This window comes from Streptomyces sp. NBC_00568, assembly GCF_026341855.1.
GTDB lineage: Bacteria > Actinomycetota > Actinomycetes > Streptomycetales > Streptomycetaceae > Streptomyces.
The window spans coordinates 3,292,352-3,310,931 of record NZ_JAPENW010000001.1; the positions used below are offsets into that span (position 1 = coordinate 3,292,352).

Sequence of the window (18,580 nt, forward strand, 5' to 3'; positions counted from 1 at the left end):
GAAGAGGTCGCGGAAACTGCGAGGGACGCTGTTGCGTCAAGCGCCACGACGTTGCGACTGGGGACCGGACTGGTCGTCTTCGTCCTCGTCGTCGTCGTTGTAGAGATCCGCGTACTGTGCGTACGGGTCGTCTTCCTCGTCGTCGTCCTCGAACGGCTCGCCATTCGGCGGCTGGCTCGAAGTCGAAGCGCCCAGCTCATTGGCCAGACGCGAGAGGTCAGTCCCGCCGCTGCTGTACTTCAGCTGGCGGGCGACCTTCGTCTGCTTGGCCTTTGCCCGGCCGCGCCCCATGGCTCGACCCCCTCGGATACGGGGCTCGACGGCCCCAGAGTCTTGACACGCGTTCATGATCTGGAACGGACTCTCCGTGGAGAGACCGGTCCGTAGGGCTTCCACGGTACCTGAGCCCGCGCCCATACGGTACGTCGCCCGCAGCACGCGCCTTCACCCAGAACCCGCGAGGTGCCCTGTCCTCGCTGGTCAACCGCGATTTTAACCTCTTCTTGGCGTACGACCCGCCGACAGACGTGAGAGTTCTCTCCCAACGGGCCGTCGGCGGGTCCCTGACAAGCAGGTATGGCCTCGGAAGGCGTCAGTGACGCCGTGCCTCCGCCATCCGCTGCTCGGCGATCCGGTCGGCCGCCGCGGCCGGCGGAATCCCGTCCTGCTTCGCACGTGCGAATATGGCCAGCGTGGTGTCGAAGATCTTCGACGCCTTGGCCTTGCACCGGTCGAAGTCGAAGCCGTGCAGCTCGTCGGCGACCTGGATGACACCGCCCGCGTTCACCACGTAGTCGGGGGCGTACAGGATGCCGCGGTCCGCGAGGTCCTTCTCCACGCCCGGGTGCGCCAGCTGGTTGTTGGCGGCACCGCACACGATCCTGGCGGTGAGCACCGGCACGGAGTCGTCGTTGAGCGCTCCGCCCAGCGCGCACGGCGCGTAGATGTCGAGGCCCTCGGTGCGGATGAGTGCCTCGGTGTCCGCGACGGCGGTCACGCCGGACGGGTGCCGGTCCAGAATCCGCCGCACCGAGTCGGCCCGTACGTCCGTGATCACGACCTCGGCGCCGTCCTCGCGCAGGTGATCGACCAGGTGGTGGCCCACCTTGCCGACGCCGGCGACGCCGACCTTGCGGCCGCGCAGCGTCGGGTCGCCCCACAGGTGCTGGGCGGAGGCCCGCATGCCCTGGAAGACACCGAAGGCGGTCAGGACCGACGAGTCGCCCGCGCCGCCGTTCTCCGGGGAGCGGCCGGTCGTCCAGCGGCACTCGCGCGCCACGACGTCCATGTCGGCGACGTACGTGCCGACGTCGCACGCGGTGACGTACCGGCCGCCGAGCGAGGCGACGAACCGGCCGTACGCGAGGAGCAGCTCCTCGGACTTGATCTGCTCGGGGTCGCCGATGATGACGGCCTTGCCGCCGCCGTGGTCGAGTCCGGCCATGGCGTTCTTGTACGACATCCCGCGCGCGAGGTTGAGGGCGTCGGCGACGGCCTCCTGCTCACTCGCGTACGGATAGAAGCGCGTGCCGCCGAGGGCCGGGCCCAGAGCGGTGGAGTGGATGGCGATGACGGCCTTGAGGCCGCTGGCGCGGTCCTGGCAGAGCACGACTTGCTCATGACCCCCCTGGTCCGAATGGAACAGGGTGTGCAGTACATCAGCAGGCGCGCCGGTTACGTCGGTCACTGTGGTGACTCCCAGTTAAAAAGCGGCGGTTGGGTGCGGGGCCCGTGCGGATGGCGGGCTCCGTGGGAATGAGACTAGAGCCTGCGCCGATCCGCCTTCGGCGCAGTGTTCAGGATCACCCATGGACGGGGTACAGCCATGGTTCGATTTGCATAGATTTCTCTTCAGGTTATGAGCGGTTCTCGCTGGTTTTCCCGGTGGTCGACGGGGGAGGGAGCAGGCGTGCCCAAGGTGTCCGCGGTGATCGTCCCGTACGCGTCGTATCTGCGCGTGTACGAGCCACTGGCCGCGTTCCCGGAGTCCGAGCGCGCCCACTGGACGCGCTACGCCCGGCGCACCGAGCGCCCCTCCTACCAGGACGAACTGCGTCGCTCGCTGGCGGACTTGCTGCCCACCCCGCCGGTCCCCGTACCGGTGCACGAGAGCGGCGACGCGTTCGTGGCCGAGATCGACGGGGTGGTGTGCGTCTGCCCCTGGCGCACCCGGCTGCGCGGCTGGCAGGCCCTGGACGAGCTGGGCGAGGAGCTCCCGGCGTCCGTCCTCGATGCGGTCCTGCCGCCGCTGGTCCGCCGGCAGGCCGCGCTGGACTACGAGCGCTGGCTGGCCCGCAACCCGGACGCCCGCCCGTGGATCCGCACCTCGACCTGGCAGGTGCCGCTGAACTGGTTCGTGCTCGTCACCGACGAGGAGCGGGAGTACGAGAAGGGGACGGGCCCCGATGGGTCCGCCCCGCTGCTGCGCTACCGGACACCGATGGTGCAGGCGCGGCGGCGCACGGCGCGGGCGCTGAGGACACTCAGGGACGCGCTGGACGAGGGTCCGCTCATCGAGGGTCTGGTGGACGTGGGGCGCTGGCTCGAGGAGTTCCATCCGCGCTCGCTGGTCGAGCTGGACTACGGCGGGCTCGTGCACGCACTGCCGGCGGGGCACCTCGAGGGCGACCACTCCGCCGCGGATGTCGCCGAGGGCATCGAGGCGCTGCGCACCGGGGACGGGGCGACGGCGGGCGAGGCGTACGGGCGTCTGGTGGAGCGCTGGCGGTCGGTCAGGGACCGGCGTTCGTCGAACTGAGGCGGGGCCGCCGGCGGGCGGGCCGGGGCGGGCTCTTCCGGTTTGGTTCGCGTGGGGCGGACGGGGCTCCTGGGCCCAATGTCCAGTGTGATCTGCTTCTCACTGGTTCCGGGTCGAACTCGCGTATGGTCCTCACACGCTGAAGAACCCTCACGTCCAGGACGTAGGTCCCGATCCGGGCTTATGCGTCAACGGGTGTCAAGCGTGATGGATGGCACTTACCTGGCTCTTGCATCGCTTGCCCCTCCTCGTGCCAAAATAGGACAAGGAGTCCGGGGGAGGGCTCTCTCCGCCCATGTATGGGTGGAATCTCAGCATTGCACGCTATGGGGGGTCTGATGACTCCTGATCGCCCTGTGACTGATCGTCACAGCGGCGTGACTGTCCGCTATGGCATGGTCCATCGGCTTCCGTCGCTGATGAACACCTGGGAGGGCAATTCCATCGGTTTGGCCGACGCGGCTGGACGGATGGTGTAGTTGTAGTGCCGAGGACAAGCCGTTCGTCCTATAACCGACTCGACTCGCGTCCGCCATTTCGGGCAACGCGGGTCAAGGTGCAGAATTTAGAGGAAAGAACCGAGAAGGTTCGGTTCTCCCGAGGAGGCCGCTCATGACCGCTCGCACCCCTGATGCCGAGCCGCTGCTGACCCCGGCTGAGGTCGCCACGATGTTCCGCGTCGACCCCAAGACGGTCACACGGTGGGCGAAGGCCGGCAAGCTTACGTCCATCCGCACGCTCGGCGGGCATCGCCGTTACCGCGAGGCTGAGGTCCGCGCACTGCTCGCGGGTATCCCGCAGCAGCGCAGCGAAGCCTGAACCATCGCATAACCGGACAAGTTGACGGATCCCCCAACCCGTCGAGGCGTCCACACCACAGCTCCAAGCGACGCGGGTTCTGCCCCAACAGAGCTCACGCCCAAGCTTTTTTGCCACATGAACAGGGTGCGTCGTAGATCGCGCTGGACTCCGCCGGGTCCAGCGCGATCTTTTTTGTGCGGTCTCCATGCCTAGTCGACCGGCCTGTGAGCGGCCTTGTCGGAGTCTGGGGGCGGGTGTCGGATCGGCTGTGGATGCCCTCGATGAGCGGTGCAATTGCACATATTAAATTGACTGGTTGTAGGAGAGGGGTAAGTTCCGCACTTCTGAAAACATATGCGGTGACTCCCGTCACATGCCACAGTCCTTGTCGCACGCGAACCTTCTGCGCTAGGGGAGTTGGGGGTTCGCGCCCTCGGATCGCCGCAGCGCGCGCACCGGGTGGAGCGCGTGCCCGCGTCCCTCGGTCACGCCGTGGAGGGGCTCTCGTCCTCCGGGGCGCTCTCGGGGTCCTGTTCGTCGTGCGGGGAGGGTTCCATGGCCAGCCGCAGGAGCTGATGGCAGATCGGACAGTGCCGCGTCAGGTGGCGGTACCCGGAGGCGGCCGCCAGATGGGCTCGGAGCAGAGCCCGGGTCTCGTGCCGAGCGGACACCGTCATACGCACCTCCAGAGGGCCGGCAGGGCGAGAGCCCTGGTTTCCGGGGTACCTGCGGAATGTGACGCCGTCAAGGGACGGGAACGCGCCCCCGGAGCGCCTCCGGAGGCGCTGACGGCCGCACAACGGCCGGTGCGCGCACGCGAAGGCCGGGACGGAGCGCGCGGCGGTGAGGTCGTACGCGACGGGGGAACACACACGGCGGCGAGGTCGTACGCGACGGGGGGAAGCACACAGGGCGGCGAGGGCGCACACGGGTGAGGGCGCACGCGGCGGTCCGGGGGCAGGCATGCGAAAAGGCCCGGAGCCGAAGCTCCGGGCCTTTCTTCACGCGGTCCTGACGGGATTTGAACCCGCGGCCTCCACCTTGACAGGGTGGCGAGCACTCCAAACTGCTCCACAGGACCTGGTTTCGCAGCGACTTGTTCTTGCGCTGTGCTGCGAAATGAGACTGTACAGGAGGGCGGGCCCAGGGTCGAACTCACCGCTCGTACGGACGCCGTTACGGGACGGCGGCGTCGATCGCCTTCACGATCCGCTTGTCGGAGACGGGGTACGCCGTGCCCAGCGCGTGGGCGAAATAGCTGACCCGGAGCTCCTCGATCATCCAGCGGATGTCCAGGACGGACGAGGGCACCGGTCGGCCCTGCGGCAGCTGCTCCAGGAGCCAGGCGTACTCGTCCTGCATCTCGTGGACCTTCTCCATGCGGCTGGTGTCCCGCTGGACGCCGGTCGGCATCTGCTGGAGGCGGCGGTCCGCGGCGACCAGATAGCGCATCAGGTCCGGCAGGCGCCGCAGTCCGGTCGCCGTGACGAAACCGGGCTTCACCAGGGCGTCCAGCTGCCTCCGTACGTCCGTGAGGTTCGCGAGCAGGGTCGGGCTCTTGACCGCCTTCAGACGGCGCTCACAGGCCTGCCAGGCGGCGAGCACCTGCTGCACCTGCCCGACCGTGCGCACGGTCGTGTCGACGATCTCGGCACGCACCTTGTCGTACAGCTTCCGGTAGGACTCCTCGTCCCACGCCGGGCCGCCGAAGTCCGCGATGAGCTTGTCCGCCGCGGCCATGGCGCAGTCGTCGAAGAGCGCCTGGACCGAACCGTGCGGGTTCGCGGACAGGGCGAGCTTCTGGGCGTTGGTGAGCTTGTCCGAGGCGAACTTGCCCGGGTTCACCGGGATGTTCCGCAGGATCAGCCGGCGGGTGCCCTTCCACATGGCCTCGGCCTGCTCGGCCTCGGTGTCGAAGAGCCGTACGGAGACGGTGTTCGCCGCCGGTCCGTCGTCGACCAGTGCCGGGTACGCCTTCACGGGCTGGCCCGCCCGGCGTGTCTCGAAGAGGCGGCTGAGCGAGCCGATCGTCCACTCCGTCAGCCCCGTGCGTTCCAGGGACTCGCCGCCCTCGCGCTCGGCCGTCGCCGCGGCGGCCTGCGAGATCGCCTGGCGCGCCTTCGGCTTCAGCCGGAGCTGGAGGGCCTCCAGGTCCTTGTCCTCGGCGAGGTTGCGGCGCCGCTCGTCGACGATCCGGAAAGTGATCTTCAGATGGTCGGGGAGCCGTGACCAGTCGAAGTCGTCGGCGGTCAGCGGGACTCCGACCATGCGCTTGAGCTCGCGCGCCATGGTCAGCGTCAGCGGTTCCTGGAGCGGTACGGCCCGCTCCAGGAACTTCTGGGCGAAGTTGGGGGCGGGAACGTAGTTCCGCCGGATCGGCTTCGGGAGGGAACGGATCAGCTCCGTCACCACTTCCTCCCGCAGCCCCGGGATCTGCCAGTCGAAGCCCTCGTCCGTGACCTGGTTCAGGACCTGGAGCGGGATGTGGACGGTCACGCCGTCCGCGTCCGCACCCGGCTCGAACTGGTAGGTCACCCGGAACTTCAGCCGTCCCTGGAGCCAGGAGTCGGGGTAGTCGTCCTTCGAGACCGCCCCGGCCCGGTCGTTGATGAGCATCGAGCGCTCGAAGTCGAGGAGTTCGGGCTCCTCGTGGCGCTTGTGCTTCCACCAGGAGTCGAAGTGCGCCCCGGACACGACGTGTTCGGGCACCCGCTGGTCGTAGAAGTCGTACAGGGTCTCGTCGTCGACCAGGATGTCCCGGCGGCGGGCGCGGTGCTCCAGCTCCTCGACCTCGGTGAGGAGCTTGCGGTTGTCGGCGAAGAACTTGTGGTGCGTACGCCAGTCGCCCTCGACGAGCGCGTTGCGGATGAACAGCTCGCGGCTGGCCTCCGGGTCGATCCGCCCGTAGTTGACCTTCCGCTGCGCGACGATCGGTACGCCGTACAGCGTGACCTTCTCGTACGCCATCACGGCGGCCTGGTCCTTCTCCCAGTGCGGTTCGCTGTACGTCCGCTTGAGGAGATGGCCGGCCAAAGGTTCGACCCACTCCGGCTCGATCCTGGCGTTGACGCGCGCCCAGAGCCGCGAGGTCTCGACCAGCTCGGCGGACATCACGAAACGCGGGGGCTTCTTGAAGAGCGCCGAGCCCGGGAAGATCGCGAACTTGGCGCTGCGCGCGCCCAGGTACTCGTTCTTCCCCGTGCTCCTGCCGCTCTCCCCGCCGGTCTCCTTCACGTCCTTCATGCCGACGTGCGAGAGCAGACCGGCGAGCAGCGACACATGGACGCTCTGCTCGGGCGCGTCCTCCTCGTTGAGGGGGATGCCCATCTGCTTGGCGACGGTCCGCAGCTGGCTGTAGATGTCCTGCCATTCGCGGATGCGCAGGAAGTTCAGGTACTCCTGCTTGCACATCCGGCGGAACGCGGACGAGCCGCGCTCCTTCTGCTGCTCGCGGATGTAGCGCCACAGGTTGAGGAAGGCGAGGAAGTCGGACGTCTCGTCCTTGAAGCGGGCGTGCTGCTGGTCGGCCTGCGCCTGCTTCTCGGACGGCCGCTCGCGCGGGTCCTGGATGGAGAGCGCCGCCGCGATCACCATGACCTCGCGCGCACAGCCGTTCTTCTCGGCCTCCAGGACCATCCGGGCGAGCCGGGGGTCGACGGGCAGCTGGGCGAGCTTGCGGCCGGTCGGCGTGAGCCGCTTGCGGACGTCCTTCTCCGTCGGGTCCAGCGCGTTCAGCTCCTGGAGGAGCTGGACGCCGTCGCGGATGTTGCGGTGGTCCGGCGGGTCGATGAACGGGAACCTCTCGATGTCGCCGAGGCCGGCCGCGGTCATCTGGAGGATGACGGAGGCGAGGTTCGTCCGGAGGATCTCGGCGTCGGTGAACTCCGGGCGGGCGAGGAAGTCGTCCTCGGAGTACAGCCGGATGCAGATGCCGTCGGACGTACGGCCGCAGCGGCCCTTGCGCTGATTGGCGCTGGCCTGCGAGACCGGCTCGATGGGCAGCCGCTGCACCTTCGTGCGGTGGCTGTACCGGGAGATGCGCGCCGTGCCCGGGTCGATGACGTACTTGATGCCCGGAACGGTCAGGGAGGTCTCGGCGACGTTGGTCGCCAGAACGATCCTGCGCCCGGTGTGCGCCTGGAAGACGCGGTGCTGCTCGGCGTGCGAGAGCCGGGCGTACAGGGGCAGTACCTCGGTGAACCGATAGTTCTTCTTCGTCAGCGCGTCGGCCGTGTCGCGGATCTCCCGCTCGCCTGACAGGAAGACGAGGATGTCGCCCTTGCCCTCGGACTGGAGTTCCTCGACGGCGTCGCAGATCGCGGTGATCTGGTCGCGGTCCGCGTCCTCGGAGTCCTCCTCGAGGAGCGGCCGGTAGCGCACCTCCACGGGATACGTCCGCCCGCTGACCTCGACGATCGGGGCCTCGCCGAAATGCCGGGAGAAGCGCTCCGGGTCGATGGTCGCGGAGGTGATCACGACCTTGAGATCGGGCCGCTTGGGCAGCAGCTGGGCGAGGTAGCCGAGCAGGAAGTCGATGTTGAGGGACCGCTCGTGGGCCTCGTCGATGATGATCGTGTCGTACGCGCGCAGCTCGCGGTCCGTCTGGATCTCGGCCAGCAGGATGCCGTCCGTCATGAGCTTGACGAAGGTGGCGTCCGGATTCACCTGATCGGTGAAGCGGACCTTCCAGCCGACGGCCTCGCCGAGCGGCGTGTCCAGCTCGTCGGCCACCCGCTCGGCGACCGTACGGGCGGCGATACGACGGGGCTGCGTGTGCCCGATCATGCCGCGGACGCCCCGGCCCAGCTCCATGCAGATCTTCGGGATCTGCGTGGTCTTGCCGGACCCGGTCTCACCGGCGACGATCACGACCTGGTGATCACGGATGGCGTCTGCGATCACGTCCTTCTTCTGGCTGACCGGCAGCTGCTCGGGATACGTGATGGCGGGCACACGGGCGCGGCGCTCGGCCATGCGGACCTCGCCCTTGGTGGCCTCCGCCTCGATCTCGGCGAACACGGCGGAGCGGGCCTCGGGCTTGCGGATCTTGCGCGCGCCTTCGAGCCTGCGCCCCAGCCGGTGCGCGTCGCGCAGGGACAGCTGGGCCAGGCGGGCGGCGAGATCGCCGAGGGCGGGGGCGGGTTGCGTAGACATACGCGGTCCAGGATCTCACCTCGGCGAAATGACTGGCGAACGCTTTTGCGCGGCCCCGGCCGTCCGGCCCCGCCCGTACCGCTTTCCGGACCCCGCAGGACGGTCGGCGGCCTGGTTCCCGGGGGCGCCGCCGGCTCTTGGGGTCACCCTCGGTGACTACTCCCGGGGCGGGGACTCGCGGTGCGCCATGGCCCTGGCCGTGTTCGAGACCGCCTTGATGCCCAGGTAGGCCGTGGTCGTGCTGCTCACCGCGGTGAAGGCGGCGGTCAGCACGCCGACGGTCACCGCCTTGTCGCCGTGCAGCTGCCAGACCCCGAAGATCGTGACGCCGACGATCGCGAGGTTGCTCATGATGACCGCCGTCAGCCCGTAGCGGGCGCGGTAGCGCTCCAGATCCAGTTCGCGCACCGGCTTCGACCTGTCACCGTTCAACACCACTCGTTCCCCCGTCCGAGACACCCGCGTCCGCCGGCCAGAACGTAGCGCCGTGCATGGGACATGCCAAGTTGAGGACGGGCGGACGCCCGGGGCGCATACGAAAAAGACCCCGATCCGAAGATCGGGGCCTTTGCTGTGGCTGGGGCCGGGGTCGAACCGGCGACCTATCGCTTTTCAGGCGATCGCTCGTACCAACTGAGCTACCCAGCCACGAGGTTTCCGGGGAAACCTCAGCGGTCCTGACGGGATTTGAACCCGCGGCCTCCACCTTGACAGGGTGGCGAGCACTCCAAACTGCTCCACAGGACCAAGCTGTTGCGTGCGACGTGTAACCAGTGTCTCACACGGTGTTGCGTACCCCCAACGGGATTCGAACCCGTGCTACCGCCTTGAAAGGGCGGCGTCCTAGGCCGCTAGACGATGAGGGCGAGCCAGTACCGCTCTGCTTCGTCTTCGCGTTCCCGAAGGGACGTGAGAAGCATGTGACTTCGCTTTCCCCCGAAGGGTTCCGCTTTTCCTTCGCTTCGACAGAAGCGCGGGACGGTCAAGCCCTGACCGGCGCCCTTGGGCACGAACAGACTGTACTACGTGGCCCGGACGTGGACCAAACCAGATAGCAAGGGGGGCTCAGGGCCGGTTCTCCTCGGGGAGATGGCGGCTGATCTCGGCCGTCGTGAGGCCGAGACCGCCCAGCTTGATCTCGTCCCAGGCCTGGAGATGACGGGTGTCCCGGTCGAAGTAGAGCACCGAGGCCTCGATCGGGTCCGGGTACTGGCCCTCGACGGCGCGCAGCCCGCTGCCGCCCGTCGAGCCCTCGACGCGCAGCCGGGTCCCGTACTTCATGACCTCCATGTCCTCGTGGTGCAGATGACCGGCCAGCGCCAGGGGCACCTCGCCGTCCGTCCCACGGGCTGCCGACGGTTCGTGGGCGACGGCGATGTCGACCGGGGTGCCCGCGGCCCGCTGGTCGCGCAGGGCCGAGGCCAGGCGGGCGCCCGCGAGATCCTCCGCCGCGTTGCCGCCCGGCGAGGCCGAGCGGTCCGGGGTGAACTGCGGGTCGCCGATGCCGGCGAAACGCAGGCCCGCGATCGTGACCGCCCGGCCGTCGTCGAGGACGTGCACGTTCTTCATGCGCCGCAGGTACTTCTGCGTCTCCTGCGAGTCGTGGTTGCCGCGGACCCAGACGTACGGGGCGCCCAGGTCCGGGATCGGGTCCAGGAAGCCGTTCTCGGCCGCCGAGCCGTGGTCCATGGTGTCGCCGGAGTCGACGATCACGTCGATGGCGTACTGCTGCACGAGCGAGGCGATGATCTTCCAGCTCGCCGGGTTCAGATGGATGTCGGACACGTGCAGGACCCGGATCGTGGTCGGGTCGGGCTGGTAGACGGGGAGGGTGGACGTGACGTCGTACAGCTTCGTCACGTTCCGCACCAGGCGCGCCAACTCCTTCTGGTAGACGTCGAATTCGCTGACGATGCTGCGGGCGTCGCCGACCAGGGAGGGGGCGGAGGAGAGCAGCCCGGAGTACTTCGGCTCCAGGACCGACTTGGGGTTCCAGGTGGCGAAGGCGGTCGCTCCCGAGGCGGCCAGCAGGGCGAGGGCGAGGCCGCCGGCGGTGAGGGCCCGGCGGGGGCGGCGGTAGACCGCGAGGCCGAGGGCGGTGGCGCCGGCGACCACCGCTATGCAGGAGCGGACGGCCAGGTCGAGGGTGCCGTGCTCGACGTCCCGCGCGACCTCCTCCTGGAGGCCGGAGAGGCGCTCCGGGTGGTCGACGAGGGCCTGGGAGCGTTCCGGGTCGAGCTGGTCCACGTCGACGTCGAGGCGCAGCGGGGCCTCGTGGCTGCGCAGTTCGAGTGCGCCGAGCGGGGAGATGTTGATCTTCGTGCCGCCGGTGAGGGAGGGGCGCAGGGTCATGGTGGTGTCCATGGGGCCGACCGGGACACGGACGTTGCCCACGACCAGCAGTCCCAGCCAGGCGCCGAGCAGCACCACGCACAGGAGTCCGAAGGCGCGGGCGTACGGCTTCGGCCGGGGGGCGAGCTCCAGCACCGGGCGCTCGGGCCGGCCGTGGCGGCGGCGGGCGAGGGTGTGCAGCGCCGGGCGGGCGCGCTCGGTCATGCGGCGGAGGGCGGCGGTTGCGGCGGCGGGGACGCGGACCATTGGTCCCGTATGCCCAAGTGCCGGGCCGGGTATGCGGGCGCCCCGCCGTCGTGCCGGGCGGGTGCCGGTCAGCCCCAGCCCAGTTCGTGCAGCCGTTCGTCGTCGATGCCGAAATGGTGGGCGACCTCGTGGATCACGGTCACGGCGACCTCGTGGACCACCTCGTCCGGGGTCTCGCACATGCGCAGGGTGGGGCCCATGTAGATCGAGATGCGGTCGGGGAGCACGCCGGCGTACCACTCTCCGCGGTCGGTGAGCGGGGTGCCTTCGTAGAGGCCCAGCAGCTCGGGGTCGTCGGCCGGCGGCTCGTCCTCGACGAACACGGCGACGTTGTCCATGACCCGGGTCAGCTCGGGCGGGATCTGGTCGAGGGCCTGGCTCACGAGCTCTTCGAAGGTTTCGCGCGTCATCTCCAGCACAAGGCCATTGTCAGGGACGGCACCCTCCCGGCGGAGACCCGCGGAGACTCCTGAGAGGCCGGATCGGGCCGGGCACGACCGGGGGGCGACCGGCCGCCTGCCCCACATGGGGTGTCTCATACCAGTTCCGGAGTGTTCTGGCCAATTGCCATGACTCGTCCGGACATAGTGCGGGCATGACACGCACCCCCTCCTCGACGCGCTCCCGCACGCGTTCGGGCGTCTGCAAAGCCCTCCTCTGCGCCGCCCTCCTCGCCGTCACGGTCCAGACCACCGCCGCCGCACCGGCGTTCGCCGGGGGGCCCGGAAGTCGCGACGCACGCGACTGTGTGAGGACCGAGAGACCGCTCGACGGCCAGGCCCGCAAGGTCCTGGACATCACCCGCAAGGCCAAGGCCGAGTTCCATCTGAATTCCGTGGAGCTGAAGGTCACCAGGGACGGCAACGAGATCCTCACCGACGCGCTCGGCGAGTCCATGACCGGTGTCCCGGCCCAGCCGGACATGCACTTCCGTGCCGGTTCCGTGGCTTTCTCCTACGTGGGCACGGCCCTTCTCCAGCTGGTCGCGGAGGGCAGGGTGCGCCTCGACGACACGGTGGAGCGCTGGCTGCCCGGCGTGCCCAAGGCGAACAAGATCACGCTGCGGATGCTGGCCACCAACACCACCGGCCTGCACGACTACGTCACCGACCCGGCCTTCCTGGCCGAGCTGGAGGCCCATCCGTTCCGCCACTGGACTCCGCAGCAACTGCTCGCGTACCCCTACAGCCACCCGTTCTGGTACGAGCCGGGCACCAACTGGAGCTACTCCCACGCCAACTACCTGCTGCTGATCGAGGCGCTGGAGAAGATCACCGGCACCCGGATCGACAAGTTCCTGAAGGAGCGGGTCACGGGTCCGCTGGGCCTCGACAACACCCGGAACAACTTCACGCCGGACATCCCGCGTCCGGTCCTGCACGCCTTCACGGCCGAGCGCGGCCTGTACGAGGAGTCGACCTTCTGGAACCCGTCGTGGACCACCGCGCCCGGCGCGGTCATCACCACCCACGTCTGTGACCTGGCCCGTTCGGCCGAGGGCATCGGCAGCGGCGAACTCCTCTCGCACCGCTCGTACCGCACCCTGCTCAACCCGGGGACGGTCGGACTCGGCCACGCGACCGCCACCTGTCCCGCCACGGTCTGCCTGGAGCAGACCGAGGCCAGGCACTTCGGGCTCGGCGTCATCGTGGTCAACGGATGGGTCCTGCAGAACCCGTCGTTCTCGGGCTACGCGGCGATCCAGGCGTATCTCCCGTCGGACCGGCTCGCCATCGCGGTCAACGCCACCAAGACCAAGGACACACCCGACGGCAACATGGCCGAAGTGGTCGCCCGGCGCATCGCGGCCGCGCTCGCCCCGCAGACTCCGCTGGCGATCGACTGACCCTCGGAACGCCCCGCATGACGTCTCGTCACCCATGAGGGGCGCGTTCCCCGCAAGCCCCCGGGCCCGGTTGGGCCCGGGGGCCGCGTGTCCTCCCGCGGGCGGCGGGAGTTGAACGGGGAGAACTCCCGTTCCTCCCCACGCTCTCGGCTCCTGTCGAGCGGGGGACGCCCCGTTCGGAGGTGGCCGCCCGTGCGCGCCTTGTACGTACCCGTCCGTCTGGCCGCCGCGGTCGTCGCCGTAGCCGCCGCCGCGGGCTGCATGAGCGTCGGCGACGACGGGGAGCGGCCGGGGCCCTCGCACTCGGCGGGTCAGCGGGCCGGCGAGGTGCCCGGCGGCGGGACCGCGGTGGGCGGCGGCGGAGTCGGGTCGCGCGGCGCGAGGGGCGGCAAGGGCGGCAAGTCCTCGGTGAAGCCGGGGGAGTCCGCGTCCGGCGACGCGTCTCCGTCGGCGTCGGGGTCCGAGAGGGCGAAGCCGTCCGCGAAGGCGACGGAGAAGGGCGGCGGGCCGTCCACGGACTCCGTGCCGCCCGGCGAACCGAGTCCCACGCGTACGACGGCGGAGCCCACGCCCGAACCCCCGCCCGCCTCCTCGCCGCCGGCGCCCGATCCCGGCTCGGCGGAGCCGTCGTCGTCGGCGCACGAGCAGCAGACGCAGCTGGTGCAGCGGGAGCCGGCACCCGAGGCGGGCGCGCCGGTGTAGCGGGCGCGGGGCCGTCCGCGGGGACCGGGATCGGAACCGGCACCGGGCCGACAGGGAATGGGCGGGGGTGCGCCGGGCGGTCGCGAAGGGCGGTCCGCGGTCGGCGGCACCCGTCCGGCGTGAGGGCGGGCCGTCGGCGTCGGCCGTCGTGAGTGTGGCGGGGTTCACGGCCTTTGAGGGGCCTGAATGTGGCCGGTTCAACAGCGCGGTCGGCCGGTCCGAGGTAGCTTTGTGGAAGTGAGCAGGTGGCGAGGAAACCACCGTGACCTGCTCGTACGGTGCTCGGTTTGCCTTCAGGGGGGCCGGGTGCGTATGGTAGTAGATCGTTTGATCCCATTTGCCCGGCGCCGCCGCAGAGAGCGCCGCGTGGCGCGTACTCTCCCTTGCCGTGGCCGGACCGCATAGAGGCGGTCGTTTGCGACTTCACGGAGTTTGGGCGCGTGCCGAAGAACTCCGGAAGGTTCGCATTTCGCATGTCTGTTTCCAGTACTGATCACGTCGTCGTGCCCGAGAACAACGAGAACAACGACGCGGTCGAGGCCGTCGAGGTCATCGAGACCGTCGAGACCGTCGAGTCCGCCCCCGAGCTCACGTTCGAGGACCTCGGTCTCCCCGAGGGTGTCGTCCGCAAGCTCGCGCAGAACGGCGTGACCAGCCCCTTCCCGATCCAGGCCGCGACCATCCCGGACGCCCTGGCCGGCAAGGACATCCTCGGCCGTGGCCGCACCGGCTCCGGCAAGACCCTCTCCTTCGGTCTGCCGACCCTCGCGCAGCTCGCCGGCGGTCACACCGAGAAGAAGAAGCCGCGCGCCGTCATCCTCACGCCGACCCGTGAGCTGGCCATGCAGGTCGCCGACGCGCTGCAGCCCTACGGCGACGTCCTCGGCCTGAAGATGAAGGTCGTCTGCGGCGGTACGTCGATGGGCAACCAGATCTACGCCCTGGAGCGCGGCGTCGACGTCCTCGTCGCCACCCCGGGCCGCCTGCGCGACATCATCAACCGCGGCGCCTGCTCGCTGGAGAACACCCAGATCGCCGTCCTCGACGAGGCCGACCAGATGTCGGACCTGGGCTTCCTGCCCGAGGTCACCGAGCTGCTCGACCAGATCCCGGCCGGCGGCCAGCGCATGCTGTTCTCCGCCACGATGGAGAACGAGATCTCCACGCTGGTCAAGCGCTACCTGACGAACCCGGTGACGCACGAGGTCGACAGCGCCCAGGGCAACGTCACGACGATGTCGCACCACATCCTCATCGTGAAGCCCAAGGACAAGGCGCCGGTCACCGCCGCGATCGCCTCCCGCAAGGGCCGCACGATCATCTTCGTCCGCACCCAGCTGGGCGCCGACCGCATCGCCGAGCAGCTGCGCGACGCCGGTGTGAAGGCCGACGCGCTGCACGGCGGCATGACGCAGGGCGCCCGTACGCGGACGCTGGCCGACTTCAAGGACGGTTACGTCAACGCGCTCGTCGCGACCGACGTCGCCGCCCGCGGTATCCACGTCGACGGCATCGACCTGGTCCTGAACGTGGACCCGGCCGGTGACCACAAGGACTACCTGCACCGCTCCGGCCGTACCGCTCGCGCCGGCCGCTCCGGCACCGTCGTGTCGCTGTCGCTGCCGCACCAGCGCCGCCAGATCTTCCGGCTGATGGAGGACGCGGGCGTCGACGCCGCGCGTCACATCATCAACTCGGGCACGGCCTTCGAGCCCGAGGTCGCCGAGATCACCGGCGCCCGTTCGATGACCGAGGTCCAGGCCCAGTCCGCGGGCGACGCCGCCCAGCAGGCCGAGCGTGAGGTCACGCAGCTCACCAAGGAGCTGGAGCGCGCGCAGCGTCGTGCCGCCGAGCTCCGCGGGGAGGCCGACCGTCTGGTCGCCCGCGCCGCGCGTGAGCGGGGCGAGGACCCGGAGGTGGCCGTCGCCGCTGCCGCCGAGGCCGCCGAGCAGGCCGTCGTCGTCGAGGCCCCGGCCGCCGAGGCCGTCGCCGCCGAGCCGGCCGAGCGTCCCGCGTACGAGCCGCGTCAGCGCCGCGACGAGCGGGGCAACTACGAGCGTCGTGACAACGACCGTGGTGGCTTCCGCCGTGACGACAACCGTGGTGGCGGCTTCAACCGCGACGACCGCGGTGGCCGTCGTGACGACCGTGGCGGCGACCGTGGTGGTTTCCGTCGTGACGACAACCGTGGTGGCGGCTTCAACCGCGATGACCGTGGCGGCCGTTCTTTCGAGCGTCGTGACGACAACCGTGGCGGTGGCTTCAACCGCGACAACCGTGGTGGCGGCTTCAACCGCGACAACGACCGCGGCGGCTTCCGCCGTGACGACAACCGCGGTGGCGGCTTCAACCGCGATGACCGTGGCGGCCGTTCTTTCGAGCGTCGTGACGACAACCGCGGTGGCGGCTTCAACCGTGACGACCGTGGCGGCCGTTCTTTCGAGCGTCGTGACGACAACCGTGGCGGTGGCTTCAACCGCGACAACCGTGGCGGCGGCTTCAACCGTGACGACCGTGGCGGCCACCGGGGCAGTGACCGTCCCTTCAACCGTGACCGTCAGGGCGACCGTCCCACGGGCGGCAGCTTCCGCTCCGGCCACGACCGCCCGACCGGCCGTCGCGACGACCACCGCACGACGGGCACCGGCACCGGCACGGGTTCTTTCCGCCGTGACGAGAAGCCCCGCTGGAAGCGCAACGGCTGACCGTCGCTGACATAGCCAAGTGATGTGGCCCCCACCCGAGTTCGGGGTGGGGGCCACTTCGCTGTCCGCGCTGAGTCCGTCGGTGCCGGGGACCTGAACGGTGACGGGATCGGGGAACGTCCTCGCGCGGGACGAGGCGGGGACGCTGTACCGCTACAACGGCACCGGGGCAGGTCTGCTGAAGGACCGGGCGGCCGGGGCGCGTCCTGCAACGCGATCGTCGGGGTCGGCGACATCACCGGCGACGGGAAGAACGACCTGGTCGTGCGCGACACCTCGGGTAACGCCTACCGCAACGCCGGAACGGGGACGGGCTCGTTCGGCTCGCGGGTGAAGATCACCGGCGGCTGGCAGAGCTGCAAGGGCCTTTTCTGGCCAACTTGCTCTTCCCCGTAGCGCATGTCATGCCCCCGGCAAGGGAATCGCTGGGGGCATGACAGATGACGCCAGAGCGACTGGGCTGTCGGACGAAGAGCGGCTTGCCCAGCTCGGCTACACACAGGTTCTCGCCCGCCGCATGTCGGCGTTCTCCAACTACGCGGTCTCCTTCACGATCATCTCGGTCCTGTCGGGCTGCCTGACGCTCTATCTGTTCGGCATGAATACCGGCGGTCCCGCCGTGATCACCTGGGGCTGGGTCGCGGTCGGACTGATGACGCTGTTCGTCGGGCTCGCGATGGCCGAGATCTGTTCGGCCTATCCGACGTCCGCCGGGCTGTACTTCTGGGCGCACCGGCTCGCCCCGGAACGCAGCGCGGCCGCCTGGGCGTGGTTCACGGGCTGGTTCAACGTCCTCGGCCAGGTCGCCGTGACCGCGGGCATCGACTTCGGCGCCGCGTCCTTCCTCGGCGCCTATCTGAACCTCCAGTTCGACTTCGAGGTGACACCGGGCCGCACGGTCCTGCTGTTCGCCGGGATCCTGATCCTGCACGGCCTCCTGAACACCTTCGGCGTGGGGATCGTCGCCCTCCTCAACAGCATCAGCGTCTGGTGGCACGTCATCGGCGTCGCCGTCATCGTCGGCGCGCTGACCTTCGTGCCGGACCACCACCAGTCGGCCGGCTTCGTGTTCACGGAGTTCGTGAACAACACGGGCTGGGGCAGCGGGGTCTACGTCGTCCTCATCGGACTCCTCATGGCCCAGTACACGTTCACCGGGTACGACGCCTCCGCCCACATGACGGAGGAGACCCACGACGCCTCCACGGCCGGCCCCAAGGGCATCGTGCGGTCCATCTGGACCTCGTGGATCGCCGGATTCGTCCTTCTCCTCGGCTTCACCTTCGCCATCCAGTCGTACGACAAGGAGTTGGGCTCGGCGACCGGCGCGCCCCCGGCGCAGATCCTGCTGGACGCGCTGGGCGCGACGTCCGGGAAGCTTCTGCTGCTGGTCGTGATCGGCGCGCAGCTGTTCTGCGGCATGGCGTCGGTGACGGCCAACAGCCGCATGATCTACGCCTTTTCGCGTGACGGAGCGCTGCCGTTCTCGCGGGTGTGGCACACGGTGAACCCGCGCACGCGGACCCCCGTGGCGGCCGTCTGGCTGGCCGCGCTGGGCGCCCTCGTGCTCGGCCTGCCGTACCTCATCAACTACGCGGCCTACGCCGCCGTGACGTCGATCGCGGTGATCGGCCTCTACGTCGCGTACGTCATCCCGACGCTGCTGCGGGTGCGCAAGGGGGACGCCTTCGAGCGCGGGCCCTGGCACCTGGGCCGCTGGTCCCGCCCCGTGGGGGTCGTCGCGGTCGGCTGGGTGGCCGTCATCACGATCCTGTTCATGCTGCCCCAGGTCTCCCCGGTCACCTGGGAGACCTTCAACTACGCCCCGATCGCCGTCCTCGTCGTCCTCGGCTTCGCCGCGGCCTGGTGGATGGCCTCGGCCCGGCACTGGTTCCTCAACCCCGACCACCAGCGCACGATCGACCGTGAGGCGGCCCGCAAGGGCGCACCCGAACCGGTCGATCCCTGACCTTGCGCACTTTTGGCGTGGCCGGGTCCCGATACCCGATCGGAGTC

At 69.5% G+C, this 18,580-nt stretch carries 13 protein-coding genes and 4 tRNA genes; 6 read left to right on the top strand and 11 right to left on the bottom strand.

All coding sequences use genetic code 11. The features are described from left to right. Positions 1 to 36: 36 nt before the first annotated feature. Both OOK38_RS14365 and OOK38_RS14370 read right to left on the bottom strand, forming a co-directional pair. Complete coding sequence (locus OOK38_RS14365; RefSeq protein WP_037615441.1) at positions 37 to 291, bottom strand: DUF3073 domain-containing protein; 255 nt, start codon at positions 289 to 291, stop codon at positions 37 to 39. 301 nt (positions 292 to 592) lie between these two features. After that, entirely contained in the window at positions 593 to 1,687 is a 1,095-nt protein-coding gene (locus OOK38_RS14370; RefSeq protein ID WP_266760318.1) for a Glu/Leu/Phe/Val dehydrogenase dimerization domain-containing protein, read from the bottom strand. A gap of 222 nt (positions 1,688 to 1,909) precedes the next feature. On the opposite strand from OOK38_RS14370, the gene OOK38_RS14375 reads away from it, so the two are divergent. Both OOK38_RS14375 and bldC read left to right on the top strand, forming a co-directional pair. Then, entirely contained in the window at positions 1,910 to 2,758 is an 849-nt protein-coding gene (locus OOK38_RS14375) for a hypothetical protein (protein ID WP_266760317.1), read from the top strand. Positions 2,759 to 3,370: 612 nt separating this feature from the next. Continuing rightward, positions 3,371 to 3,577 (top strand): developmental transcriptional regulator BldC, encoded by a 207-nt coding sequence (gene bldC / locus OOK38_RS14380; protein WP_003949541.1) that lies wholly within the window; start codon positions 3,371 to 3,373, stop codon positions 3,575 to 3,577. A 467-nt stretch (positions 3,578 to 4,044) separates the two neighbouring features. Here bldC and OOK38_RS14385 read toward each other — a convergent pair whose 3' ends face one another. The 9 genes from OOK38_RS14385 to OOK38_RS14425 form a co-directional block, all read right to left on the bottom strand. Next, on the bottom strand, positions 4,045 to 4,236 hold the full coding sequence (locus tag OOK38_RS14385) for a DUF6274 family protein (protein WP_266760315.1): 192 nt from the start codon (positions 4,234 to 4,236) through the stop codon (positions 4,045 to 4,047). A gap of 329 nt (positions 4,237 to 4,565) precedes the next feature. Beyond that, a tRNA-Asp gene (locus OOK38_RS14390) sits at positions 4,566 to 4,640 on the bottom strand. Positions 4,641 to 4,735: 95 nt separating this feature from the next. Next, positions 4,736 to 8,713, bottom strand: a complete 3,978-nt coding sequence (gene hrpA / locus OOK38_RS14395; RefSeq protein WP_266760314.1) for an ATP-dependent RNA helicase HrpA — start codon at positions 8,711 to 8,713, stop codon at positions 4,736 to 4,738. A gap of 156 nt (positions 8,714 to 8,869) precedes the next feature. Further along, positions 8,870 to 9,145, bottom strand: a complete 276-nt coding sequence (locus OOK38_RS14400; RefSeq protein ID WP_323178804.1) for a hypothetical protein — start codon at positions 9,143 to 9,145, stop codon at positions 8,870 to 8,872. A gap of 142 nt (positions 9,146 to 9,287) precedes the next feature. Then, positions 9,288 to 9,361: transfer RNA gene (locus tag OOK38_RS14405), tRNA-Phe, on the bottom strand. 24 nt (positions 9,362 to 9,385) lie between these two features. Further along, positions 9,386 to 9,460 (bottom strand) — tRNA-Asp (locus OOK38_RS14410). Between the two features lie 46 nt (positions 9,461 to 9,506). Then, positions 9,507 to 9,579: transfer RNA gene (locus OOK38_RS14415), tRNA-Glu, on the bottom strand. A gap of 199 nt (positions 9,580 to 9,778) precedes the next feature. Beyond that, positions 9,779 to 11,269, bottom strand: a complete 1,491-nt coding sequence (locus tag OOK38_RS14420) for a metallophosphoesterase (protein WP_266760312.1) — start codon at positions 11,267 to 11,269, stop codon at positions 9,779 to 9,781. Between the two features lie 110 nt (positions 11,270 to 11,379). Further along, the gene (locus OOK38_RS14425) at positions 11,380 to 11,730 is read right to left on the bottom strand and encodes a metallopeptidase family protein (RefSeq protein WP_266760310.1); all 351 of its coding nucleotides are present in this window, start codon (positions 11,728 to 11,730) and stop codon (positions 11,380 to 11,382) included. A gap of 176 nt (positions 11,731 to 11,906) precedes the next feature. On the opposite strand from OOK38_RS14425, the gene OOK38_RS14430 reads away from it, so the two are divergent. The 4 genes from OOK38_RS14430 (at position 11,907) to OOK38_RS14445 (ending at position 18,533) form a co-directional block, all read left to right on the top strand. Next, on the top strand, positions 11,907 to 13,157 hold the full coding sequence (locus OOK38_RS14430; RefSeq protein ID WP_266760308.1) for a serine hydrolase: 1,251 nt from the start codon (positions 11,907 to 11,909) through the stop codon (positions 13,155 to 13,157). Between the two features lie 192 nt (positions 13,158 to 13,349). After that, positions 13,350 to 13,859 carry a hypothetical protein gene (locus OOK38_RS14435; RefSeq protein WP_266760306.1) on the top strand — a complete coding sequence of 170 codons (510 nt, stop codon included), beginning with the start codon at positions 13,350 to 13,352 and terminating at the stop codon, positions 13,857 to 13,859. 473 nt (positions 13,860 to 14,332) lie between these two features. Beyond that, complete coding sequence (locus OOK38_RS14440) at positions 14,333 to 16,564, top strand: DEAD/DEAH box helicase (RefSeq protein WP_266760304.1); 2,232 nt, start codon at positions 14,333 to 14,335, stop codon at positions 16,562 to 16,564. Positions 16,565 to 16,997: 433 nt separating this feature from the next. After that, complete coding sequence (locus OOK38_RS14445) at positions 16,998 to 18,533, top strand: amino acid permease (RefSeq protein WP_266760302.1); 1,536 nt, start codon at positions 16,998 to 17,000, stop codon at positions 18,531 to 18,533. The last annotated feature ends 47 nt before the right edge of the window (positions 18,534 to 18,580 follow it).

Coding starts and splice junctions, on each gene's coding strand:
- OOK38_RS14385 (WP_266760315.1), bottom strand. CDS start 4,236: ATGACGGTGTCCGCTCGGCACGAGACCCGGGCTCTGCTCCGAGCCCAT.
- OOK38_RS14365 (WP_037615441.1), bottom strand. CDS start 291: ATGGGGCGCGGCCGGGCAAAGGCCAAGCAGACGAAGGTCGCCCGCCAG.
- hrpA (WP_266760314.1), bottom strand. CDS start 8,713: ATGTCTACGCAACCCGCCCCCGCCCTCGGCGATCTCGCCGCCCGCCTG.
- OOK38_RS14420 (WP_266760312.1), bottom strand. CDS start 11,269: ATGACCGAGCGCGCCCGCCCGGCGCTGCACACCCTCGCCCGCCGCCGC.
- OOK38_RS14430 (WP_266760308.1), top strand. CDS start 11,907: ATGACACGCACCCCCTCCTCGACGCGCTCCCGCACGCGTTCGGGCGTC.
- OOK38_RS14440 (WP_266760304.1), top strand. CDS start 14,333: ATGTCTGTTTCCAGTACTGATCACGTCGTCGTGCCCGAGAACAACGAG.
- bldC (WP_003949541.1), top strand. CDS start 3,371: ATGACCGCTCGCACCCCTGATGCCGAGCCGCTGCTGACCCCGGCTGAG.
- OOK38_RS14445 (WP_266760302.1), top strand. CDS start 16,998: ATGACAGATGACGCCAGAGCGACTGGGCTGTCGGACGAAGAGCGGCTT.